This is a genomic window from uncultured Nisaea sp. (assembly GCF_963974195.1).
Taxonomy (GTDB): Bacteria; Pseudomonadota; Alphaproteobacteria; order Thalassobaculales; family Thalassobaculaceae; genus Nisaea.
Map to the genome: position 1 here is coordinate 1 of NZ_CAXBDC010000132.1, position 10,279 is coordinate 10,279.

Sequence of the window (10,279 nt, forward strand, 5' to 3'; positions counted from 1 at the left end):
CCGCACATGACCGTCGCCGCGAATGTCGGCTACCCGCTGAAGCTCCGGAAAACATCGAAGGCCGAGACGGAAAAACTGGTGGCGAACGCTCTCGATACCGTTCAGCTCGGCGGTTATGGAGAGCGCCGGATCAGTCAGCTTTCCGGCGGTCAGAAACAGCGTGTCGCGCTTGCCCGCGCCATCGTGTTCAGCCCGCGCATCCTGCTGATGGACGAGCCGCTGTCCGCGCTCGACAAGAACTTGCGCGAACATATGCAGATTGAGCTCCGCCATCTGCATGAAAAGTTGGGCATGACCACGGTCTATGTGACCCACGATCAGCGCGAGGCGCTGACCATGTCGGACCGCATTGCGGTCATCAATCACGGCCGGCTGATGCAGCTGGACACACCGCGCACGATCTACGAGCGACCGGCCAACCGTTTCATCGCCGAATTCATCGGCGAGTCCACCTTTCTGCAGGTTGAGCGCGATGGGGACCGGGTAAGCTTTTCCGGATCGGAACTGAAAACGGGCGCGCTCCCTGCAGCCGGCAAACTGTCTCTGGTGGTCCGTCCGGAGCGGCTCAGCATTCTGGACGGGCCGCCTCCGCCGGATACCAACGTTTTTGTGGGGACCGTCCGCGAGATGGTCTATCAGGGCGATACGGTGCTGGCTTATGTCACGCTTGCCGATGGCACGGATTTGACCGTCAGGGCGGGAACCCGGACCGGCGAGCCGATCGAGAAAGCCTCCGTTGGAGACCGGGTAGAGCTTGGCCTGAAGAGTGCTGACGCCGTCCTCATTCCACGTGAGGAGGGCTGAACCCGATGAGCGAGATGAGCATCGGATCGGAAACCCGCGCCAATGAAACGAAGCTGCTGAAGCAGTCCAGGCGGGAAGAATGGGCCTTGCTGGGTCTTGCTTCTCCCGCGATCCTGACTGTTCTGATTGTCATGGTGGTTCCGGTCGGCTGGCTCTTCTATCTGTCGTTTCTGGCGGATGACGGCAGCTTCTCGCTCGAACATTACAACCGGATGCTGGAGAGCAAGGCCTATGGCCGGATCTTCATGACGACATTCGAGGTCAGCTTCATGACCACGGGCCTCTGCATCCTGATCGGCTATCCGCTTGCCTATTTCCTGTCGCAGCTTTCCTCGCGAATGGCGGCGCTCTGCATGCTGACCGTGCTGCTGCCGTTCTGGACATCTTTGCTGGTCCGGACCTACGCCTGGCTGGTTCTGCTGCAACGCAAGGGGCTGATCAACAGCTGGGCGATTGATCTAGGGCTCTGGGATGAGCCCCTGAAGCTGGTTCATAATCTGAACGGTACGCTGATCGGCATGGTGCATATCATGCTGCCGTTCCTGGTGTTGCCGCTCTACGGTTCCATGAAAGCCATCAGTGCCGATTATCTGAAAGCCTCGTCCAATCTCGGTGCGGGGCCCAGCCAGACATTCTGGAATATCTTCTTCCCGCTATCGCTGCCGGGCCTGTTCGCTGGTGCGCTGATCGTCTTCGTGCTTTGTCTCGGTTTCTTCGTGACGCCGGCTGTGCTTGGGGGCGGCAAGGTGATCATGGTCTCCATGCAGATCACCAGCAATATCGAGCTGTTCTTCAACTGGGGTGCCGCCAGTGCGCTCGGTGTCGTGTTGCTGGTCATCACACTGGCAATCCTGCTCGCGGCGTCCCGCTTGCTGAAGCTGGATAGCGTGCTTGGGGGAGGTCACTGATGAGCTGGCTCAATCGTCCCGCGTCCGAAACCCAGATCACCCACGGCCAACGCCTTTGGCTCTACATTCTGGCGACGGTGATCATGATTCTGCTGGTCGCGCCGACCATCATCGTGATCCCGATGTCGTTCTCGGCCTCGCAATATCTCGAGTTCCCGCCTCGGGAATGGTCGCTGCGCTGGTATGAGCATTATCTCAACTCGCCGGAATGGATCCAGGCGACCTGGACGTCGCTGAAGGCCGGGTTCTTCACCATGTGTCTGGCGACGCCGATCGGCACCGCTGCGGCCTATGGCCTGTTCGTCACAAAGCACCCGCTAAGCCGGATGTTCTATGTATTGCTGATCACGCCTATCATGATTCCGGTGATCCTGATCGCGATCGCGGCTTTCTACGTCTTCGTTCAGATCAAGATGGTCAACAGCATGTTCGGGCTGGTGATCGCGCATTCTATTCTGGCGCTGCCGCTGGTTCTGATCGTGATCAGCGCGGCCCTGAAGAGCTTTGACATGAATCTGGAGATGGCGGCCCGCAGTCTGGGGGCCTCGCGCTTCACGGCCTTTATGGATGTGACCCTGCCGCAGATCCGCTTCTCGGTCATGACGGCGGCTCTGTTGTCGTTCCTGACATCCTTTGACGAAGTGATCGTCGCCATGTTCGTCTCCGGCGGTGAAAACTCGACCCTGACCCGGAACATGTTCAACGCGCTGAGGGATCAGATCGATCCGACCATCGCGTCGATCTCGACCATCATGATCGTGATTTCTTCCTCGCTTCTTATCCTGACCCAGCTTTTCAGAAAATCGGGCGACTGAAGTGCCAGACCGGCGTCTTTCGGTAGCGGCTGTCAGGGCCTAGTCTGGCCGCTGCATATTGATCGTTGCCGGAGTACTCTTCTGATGCCGCTATTTCGCGGAGCGGGCGCCATTTTGGTTGGCGCCCTCGGTGTTCTCGCCCTGTGTCTCGGCATGACGGCGCTGGGCCGGGGAGCAGGGGAGAGTTACGCCGTCTTTCTGCTTCCGCTCTCCGCCGAATTTGGCTGGGACCGGTCTTCGGCGACGTCGGTTTATTCCCTCTTCATGGCCGCGACCGGATTTTTCGCCCCTCTGGCCGGTCACTTGTTCGACCGGTTCGGCGGCCGTCTGGTTTATGCGATCGGTCTCGGCTCGCTTGCCATTGGCTATTATGCCGCCGGGTCACTGTCCGATCTCTGGCAGTTCCAGATCGCCATTGGCGGGTTCTGCGGTTTTGGCGCGGCGCTGATCGGCCTGGCACCGGCCCAGGCCGTGGTCAGCCGCTGGTTCGACAAGGGGCTGGCGACGGCGCTTTCCATGACGTATGGCGGACTTGGCATCGGCACGCTGATCATGGCGCCGCTGGCGGAATATCTGATCTCCCGGCAGGGCTGGCGGGATGCCTATGGCTGGTATGCCCTGGTTTTCGCAACGCTCTGTGTTTTCGTGCTGTTTCTGCCCTGGGGCCGTATCGCGGAAGGCGCCCCCGGCAATCCGCGCCGTCATAACCGGCAGGCCGGGCAGTCCGGGCCGACCCTGATGGTCGCGCTGAAGACCCTGGAGTTCTGGGCCTTCTTTGTCATCTTCTTCGTTACGGCGGTCTCAATTTACGGCATCAGTCTGCAATCGGTTGCCTATCTGGTCAGCGGAGGAATGAGCGAGCAGCAGGCGGCCTTCGCATTCGGAACGGCGGGCATGCTGTCTTTCTTCGGCATGACGGCGACAGGCATGGCGGCGGACCGTTTCGGGCATCGGATCGTCGCGACCGGCAGTTACGGGCTCACGGTGATCGCCATCGGTGCGCTGGCTCTGGTTCCGGCCGACAGTACCGGTATTTTGCTGGTCGTCTATATCGTCTGTTTCGGTCTCAGCATGGGCGCGCGCGGGCCGATCATCACGACGCTGATGGCGCGCCGGTTCTCCGGCTCCGGCATCGGGGCGATCCTCGGTGCGGCGAATTTCGGGCAGGGGCTTGGTGCGGCGTCGGGCGCGTTCTTTTCCGGTCTGCTGTTTGACCTGACCGATGGCTACACCGCTGCCTTCATTGGCTGCACGCTGGCGGCGTTGATCGGGGCGGGTCTGTTCTGGACAGTCGGCACCGCACCCGATCCTGAGTGACGCCTTTATTTTTGCCGGACTTCCACGAGGAATTCCTCAACCTGTCGGTTGAGATTCTGGATTTGCGTCGTGAGCTCGCGGGCCCGTCCGCTGACGGCATCGGCGGCACCGCCCGAGATTTCGGCGCTTGAATTCACGCCTTCGATATTGCGGGCAACATCATCGGCACTGACGCTGGCCTCCTCGATATTGCGGGCGATTTCCTGAGTGGCGGACGTCTGCTCTTCCATGGCGGCCGCGATGCTGGCGGAGATTTCACCGAGCTCCTCGATAACTTTCGAGACGGATTCCATGTTGAGGGACGCGCTGTCTGTTTCCTGCTGAATAGCGGCCACACGTTCGGAGACCCGCTCCGTCGCTTGAGCGGTCTGCGTTGCCAGGTTCTTCACCTCGGAGGCGACGACGGCGAAACCCTTGCCGGCATCGCCTGCACGGGCGGCCTCAATGGTCGCGTTCAGGGCCAGGAGATTGGTTTGCTCTGCGATTTCCTGAATCAATTGCACGACTTCGGTGATTTCGCCGACTGCCTTGCGCAGATTCCCCATCAAGGCAACAGAATGCTCCGCACGCTGTGAGGCATCGCGGGATTTGTCGTTCGAAATGGCGATTTGCCGGCTGATTTCCTGAATGGAGGCGGTCAGCTCCGACGTCGCCGCAGCCACGGTCTGGACATTCGCGCTGGCTTGGGTTGAAGCGGCGGCTACCGCGGCGGCCTGGTCGTGCGTTTTGGCAATTGCCTCACTCACTTCGCCCGCAGACCCTTCCATGGTGCCTCCGGCATCGGCGACGCGTTGCGCAATGGATTTCACGGAGCTTTCGAAATTGTCCGCAAGCTCCGCCATTTGCCGGCGCTTTTCTTCCGCCGTGCGGCGCTCGGATTCTTCCTGCTGATGCTCCATGCGCTTCATTTCGTTCGCATTGTCCTTGAAGACCTGGACCGCGCGGGCCATTTCGGCGATCTCGTCCTTGCGGTTGGTCATCGGGATTTCGCTTTCAAGATCGCCGCTGGCGAGGCCGTTCATCGACCCCGTGATTGCGGATATCGGCCTGACGATGCTGCGGGCAATGAGGAAGGCGAGAATGAAGCCGATTGCAACGCCGCCTCCGGTGCCAAGCAGGATCGACTGAACGGATTGCTCTTTCAGGTCTTTCAGGTCTGCGAGCTTGTCGCTCTTGAAGGCGCTGGTGAGTTCTTCATTTTGTGACTCGACCCTGCGCATCTCGGCTTCGATTTCGGCCTGCTTCGCCAATGCCTCGTCGACTGTATCGACACGGTTGCGGAAGCTCTTGGCGGCCTTTGCTGCTTCGATGGCGATCTTCCCGAATTCTTCCGGAAGCGCTTTTTTCACGACAAGCGCTTTCGAGAAAACTCTGGAAACTTCCGCACTGATCGCGGCTTTTCCTGCCTCGCGATCCGTCTCTTCCGTGGTGACGATATAGCTTTGGGTTTCGGTCGCCATGTTGTCTGCCGCGATAACCATCTCAAGAGCAGCTATACGGGCGTTTGTCGCCTCGGACCCCCGGTCTTTCGCCTGGGCATATTGTTCATTTGCTTCGGTGAGAGCGGTCGCGCGGTCCTTGAGGATGTCTTGTGCGGTCTGCGTCAGGGCCTTGCTCGTTTCGGATAGTTCAGCGAACAGGGCCAGAGCCTGGGAGCCACCGTCCGCGATATCTTCGACAAGAGCCGAGAAGAGCTTGCGATAGGCCACGGTGAGTTGCGCAACTTTACCTGCCGCCGGTTCGGCTGCCGTACCCTTGGCCGATTTCCGAAGGGAGAGTGCGTCGAGAAACAGACGTTTGGTACCGTTTTCGAGCTCTGATTTGTTCCCATCGGTGCGTTCCAGCCGGTAGGCCGCTTCGGCGGCCCGGATTGCATTGCCGTTTGCGAGGAGCGCATTCGAGGCATTCATGACCGCGATGCTGCTTTCACGATTTTCTGCTGCGGTCGCCTCGGCCTCGTGGCTTGCCTTGAATGCGTCGGCCGCTGCGGCGCTTAGTTTTGCCGCGCTTCCCTTGATTTCCTCGGCTTCGGCGGCCATGGAGGCGGTGATGGCCTTGGTTTCGGTGTTGACGGAGTGCAGTTCCTCAAGCTTGGCCTGATAGGAGGCGACTTCCTCGTTCATTATGGCGATCGCCGGATCCGTTTCTCCACTTGAGACGATGCTTGAGAGTCTCTCGTTCGTTGTCCGGGTGCCGGTGATGGCCTGATCGAAATATTGTTGCTCGCGGCTGAATGCATAAAGGTCGGCCTGGGCATTCGCCCCCCTGAAAGTGTCTACGGCATCCAGGAGATGGAGGGTAAGTGTGATGTCCCTGTCATATCGGGTAAGTCCGAAATAACCGATTAGTCCCACACCTCCGGCAATCAGCAGGGTTACGGTGAAACCAGAGGCAATCCGAAATCCAATGCGCATGGCGAGCCCTGACATTACTGACTATCGAAACAATATATTATCAGATAAATAACAATCACAATTTAATAAGGTATTAATGAAGTTGCGCGCAATATCGTTAATCATGTGTTCACATGATTGCTTTCCTATACGGGAAGGCAGATTGAGGAGGAGGAGACACTCATGAAAAAAATGCTGAACGGACTTGCCGCACTCGCCTTGACCATGATTTTCGCCATGCCGGCCGCAGCGAATGACTTCGAGCCACAGATCAAGGAATTCTATAACAGCACTGTAAAAGCATGGCTTACCGATCCGGCGGTGATTGAGGCAATCAAGGCTCAGAATGCGGAAACGGCCGGCTTTGATGCGGCGAAGATTGATGCGCTCGACAAGCAGTGGCGTGCCGAAGCAAAGGCGGGTAGCGGTGACCTCGTGAACAAGGTTTCCGGAAATCCGCTTTCCGCATGGCTGAAGAAAAAGAAGGAAGAAGCCGGCGGCAAGATTGCCGAAGCGTTCGTTATGGACGCGAAAGGTCTCAATGTCGGCCTTAGCGACCTGACGTCCGACTACATGCAGGGCGATGAAGGCAAGCACCAGAAGACCTTCGGTGCCGGTCCCGATGCCATTTTCATCGATGAGGTTGAGTTCGACGAGAGTTCCGGGGCATTTCAGTCCCAGCTGTCCGCGACCATCAGTGACGGCGGAACCCCTATCGGTGCCATCACCATTGGTGTGAACGTCGAGAAGCTCTGAGCTTTTGTTCAGTCGAAACCTGATCTGAGAGGCCGCCTTCGGGCGGCCTTTTCAGTTTACCGTACTGTCTAACGCCTCAGCGGGTTCATGACCGGATGCCGGTCGGCTGTCTTGAAGCCGAGTGCGTCTTCCGCGATCAGGATGCGCTGTACGTTCGGGGTGCCTTCGCCAACGGTCAGCATGTTCACATAGGCGGATAACGTGTTGATCGGATATTCCTCCGCGAGGGCATAGGCGGCGAATGTATCACGCGCGGTCTGTGCGGCTTTCTGGGCAACTTCGGAGGCTAGATATTTCGCGCGTGCCGCAGCGCGCGTCGAGCGCTCCCCCTGATCCATCAGCCAGGCCATGCGCCGCATCATCAGTCGTGCCGCATCGATGCCGACGGCAATATCGGCAATCGGTTGCTGCACCATTTGATACGCACCGATTTTTTGCCCTCCGACTTCCCGCTCCCTTGCATAGCGCAAGGTTTCGTCAAAGCAGGCCTGGGCCAGACCGATCAGCCGTCCGGAGACGGTCAGACGCCCATATTCCAGTGCATTCAAAGCGACTTTCAGGCCTTCTCCCTCCTTGCCTAGCAGGTTCTCCGCAGGCACCCGGAAGTCTTCCAGAAAAACCTCACAGGAGCGCAGGCAATTGGAGAGCGGGCGCATTTCAATCGGCCGGGCAGTGAAACCGGGCGTCTTCTTCGGCTCGACAATGAATGCGGAAATCCCGCGTTTCCCGGCGTCCGGGTCTGTTTTCGCGAAGAGCACACCGACATCGGCGGCATTTGAGAAGGTGATCCAGATCTTGGAGCCGTTCAGCACATAGCTGTCGCCATCGCGCTTCGCCACGGTCCGCATGGCGCCGCCTGGGTCGGAGCCGCCGCCGGGCTCGGTCAGGGCGAACATGCCGATCTTCCGGCCCGAGATGAGTTCCGGAACGAAATGCTGTGCCTGTTCCGCGGTTCCCCAATTGAGAATGGTGAATGGACAGGTCATGGCCTGCATGTTCATGGCATAGCCAAACCCCGGAGAGAGGCGTGAAATCTCCTCGGCGATCGTTCCTACCGCCGCGAACCCCATTGCCGTCCCGCCCATCTCCTCGGGGAAAGCGGCCCCGAACAGGCCAGCATCGCCCATGGCCCGGATGATCTCGTAGGGGAAATCGCCGGAGGCTTCGTACGCCGCAATTTTAGGTGCAATTTCGGCTTCATAAACCCGGTGCACGGTGTCGCGCACGGCCTCAATGACTGGATCCTCGCTGAAATCCATTTTGTTTGCTCCCTAGGGTTGTATCGTTATGTCTGCCGGCGGCAGATTTTGACGGGCTCTTTCGGCCATTGTCTGGTATGCGCGCTCCAGTGCGCGTGCATAAGATTGCATATCGAAGAGAGGGGCCGTTTTGACCGCGCTCTTCAGGTGACTTCGGAGTGCGGCCATGCGTCGGGGTGCTTGCGCCAGAGAGATAGATATATCTGCTTGCTCTTCCGGTGACTGTGTCACGAGATCGGGTAGCCCGGCGGCGTATAACAAAGACGTGCCGACTCTGGAGGCGAACGTCTCACCAGCGATTGTGACTATCGGCAGGCCGCGCCATAGGGCATCCGCGCCCGTCGTGTGTGCATTGAACCAGCTGTTGTCGAGGTACAAATCCGCAAGTGAAAGTCTGGCGAGATGATTTTCATTGTTCAGTTTGGGAGCGAAAATAACACGTTCTGGTGCTACCCCATGACGCTGGGCGGCGGACAGTAGGTTCGTCCTGTGACTGTCACCATGGTCCAGCATCCAGATAACGCTGTCAGGGACTTCGCGCAGGCATCGCATCCAGGAGGCAAAAGCGTCTGCAGCGACTTTGTTCTGGCTGTGAAACCCGAGAAAGACGAAAGCGTCTTCAGGCAATCCGGCGCTCACCCGGTTGGGTGTAGGCGAGACCGGGCGACCACCATCGAAGGGCATATAGCAATGGGGCAGATGGATAATTCGTTCACCATAGCCGGATCGTGCGGTTGGTGGAATGAGTCGGGCATCGCCTATGATGTAGTCGTGTAGTGTTCCGCAGGTTCCAGGGAAGCCGAAGTAATTGACGCAGATCGGTGCCGGATCGTGTTGCATAATGTCGAGCGGGTCCTGCGAGAGAAATCCGTCCAGATCCGAGAGGATATCCACGCCGTCCTGTCTGAGGCGTTCTGCTTGCTGGGCGCCATCAAGGCCGGAAAGGCTGACGATCTCGATGCCACAATCCCGGATTGAATCGTTGCAATCAGTCGCTCCGGTCGCATCTGGCGCGATATAGAGGGTGAACTGGAAGTTTGTTCGGTCATGGCGCCGGAACAGCTCCGGCAGGGCAAGGGCGAGGGCATGTTCTTTCAGATAACTGCCGATATAGCCAATATGGAGTGGCTTGCCTGAACCCGGAGACCGTCTTGCAAAATCACGGTGCAGGCCAAGCGTACCGCCGGCCCCGACGGCGGCCTCCAACTGATCCCGCAGTCCGGCAAAAGGGCCGAACGTCATAATCGGGTGCCCCGGTACTTTGGTCACCCGGGCGAGGATCTGAAGACATCGGTCAATCAGGCAGTCCGGGGCATCCAGGAGACCGTTCCAGCGTTTCTCAATGACGAACCCGTGCATCGCCTCCGCGTAGTTTGGTCTGAGGAGCAGGGAGCGCCTTGAATGATCGAGGGCGGCCGGGAACCGGCGCTCAGCCCGTTCCTCTTGAGCACGTTTGTGGTGCGCAACGCTCAACATAGCCCACGCGAGCGAGGCACGAGGGTTTGTCATTATCCCTCGTCGGGCGAGGCTGAGAAGGTTGCCTGCTGTGCTGGAACATTGCGCCAGATTTGCCCATGCGCTTGCCCGTTCGGGAGAAAGCAGCAACGCCCTCCTGATCCGGGCGCTGCCTGCGTGCGGCCGACCCGCCTGAGCCTGCATTAATCCAGAGAAATGCAATGCTTGAGCCGTTTCGGTCTCATTGATGCTGGATCGAGCGACGGCTTCCGCGATTTCCGCGGCTTTGGCCGGTTCGCCCAGGTCAAGCGCAGCCTTTGCTTGGGCAAGCGTAGGGCTTTCCGGCACGAAGATCATTTTCCCCGGTTGTCTTCCAGGATCATTGCCGAGGCCTTTTCGCCGATCATCATGGCGGGCGCGTTCGTATTGCCGGAAACGACCGTTGGCATGATCGAGCAATCGGCGACACGCAGACCCGTAATGCCGTGCACCCGCAGCCGGGCATCGACCACGGCTTTCGGATCGGCGCCCATGCGGCAGGTGCTGGTCGGGTGGAAGATGGTGCCGCCTTT

At 59.0% G+C, this 10,279-nt stretch carries 9 protein-coding genes; 5 read left to right on the plus strand and 4 right to left on the minus strand.

What is annotated here, in order from left to right; genetic code table 11:
• The 4 genes from AAC126_RS20010 to AAC126_RS20025 form a co-directional block, all read left to right on the plus strand.
• Nucleotides 1-804: TOBE domain-containing protein (locus AAC126_RS20010; protein WP_339856799.1), on the plus strand; the 804-nt coding region annotated here is incomplete at its 5' end.
• Between the two features lie 5 nt (nt 805-809).
• A complete protein-coding gene (locus AAC126_RS20015) occupies nt 810-1,712 on the plus strand; it encodes an ABC transporter permease (protein ID WP_339856802.1) in 903 nt (300 codons plus the stop codon).
• Nucleotides 1,712-2,527 carry an ABC transporter permease gene (locus AAC126_RS20020; RefSeq protein ID WP_339856804.1) on the plus strand — a complete coding sequence of 272 codons (816 nt, stop codon included), beginning with the start codon at nt 1,712-1,714 and terminating at the stop codon, nt 2,525-2,527. Before AAC126_RS20015 ends, AAC126_RS20020 begins: the two co-directional genes overlap by 1 nt.
• A gap of 84 nt (nt 2,528-2,611) precedes the next feature.
• Nucleotides 2,612-3,844 carry an MFS transporter gene (locus AAC126_RS20025; RefSeq protein WP_339856807.1) on the plus strand — a complete coding sequence of 411 codons (1,233 nt, stop codon included), beginning with the start codon at nt 2,612-2,614 and terminating at the stop codon, nt 3,842-3,844.
• A gap of 5 nt (nt 3,845-3,849) precedes the next feature.
• Here AAC126_RS20025 and AAC126_RS20030 read toward each other — a convergent pair whose 3' ends face one another.
• Entirely contained in the window at nt 3,850-6,258 is a 2,409-nt protein-coding gene (locus AAC126_RS20030) for a methyl-accepting chemotaxis protein (RefSeq protein WP_339856810.1), read from the minus strand.
• Between the two features lie 162 nt (nt 6,259-6,420).
• On the opposite strand from AAC126_RS20030, the gene AAC126_RS20035 reads away from it, so the two are divergent.
• On the plus strand, nt 6,421-6,993 hold the full coding sequence (locus tag AAC126_RS20035; RefSeq protein WP_339856813.1) for a hypothetical protein: 573 nt from the start codon (nt 6,421-6,423) through the stop codon (nt 6,991-6,993).
• Between the two features lie 68 nt (nt 6,994-7,061).
• Here AAC126_RS20035 and AAC126_RS20040 read toward each other — a convergent pair whose 3' ends face one another.
• The 3 genes from AAC126_RS20040 to AAC126_RS20050 form a co-directional block, all read right to left on the minus strand.
• Nucleotides 7,062-8,252 (minus strand): acyl-CoA dehydrogenase family protein, encoded by a 1,191-nt coding sequence (locus AAC126_RS20040; protein WP_339856816.1) that lies wholly within the window; start codon nt 8,250-8,252, stop codon nt 7,062-7,064.
• Between the two features lie 12 nt (nt 8,253-8,264).
• The gene (locus AAC126_RS20045) at nt 8,265-10,064 is read right to left on the minus strand and encodes a hypothetical protein (protein ID WP_339856819.1); all 1,800 of its coding nucleotides are present in this window, start codon (nt 10,062-10,064) and stop codon (nt 8,265-8,267) included.
• The coding region (locus tag AAC126_RS20050; RefSeq protein ID WP_339856823.1) for a GMC oxidoreductase at nt 10,061-10,279 on the minus strand (219 nt) is incomplete at its 5' end. The genes AAC126_RS20045 and AAC126_RS20050, both read right to left, overlap by 4 nt.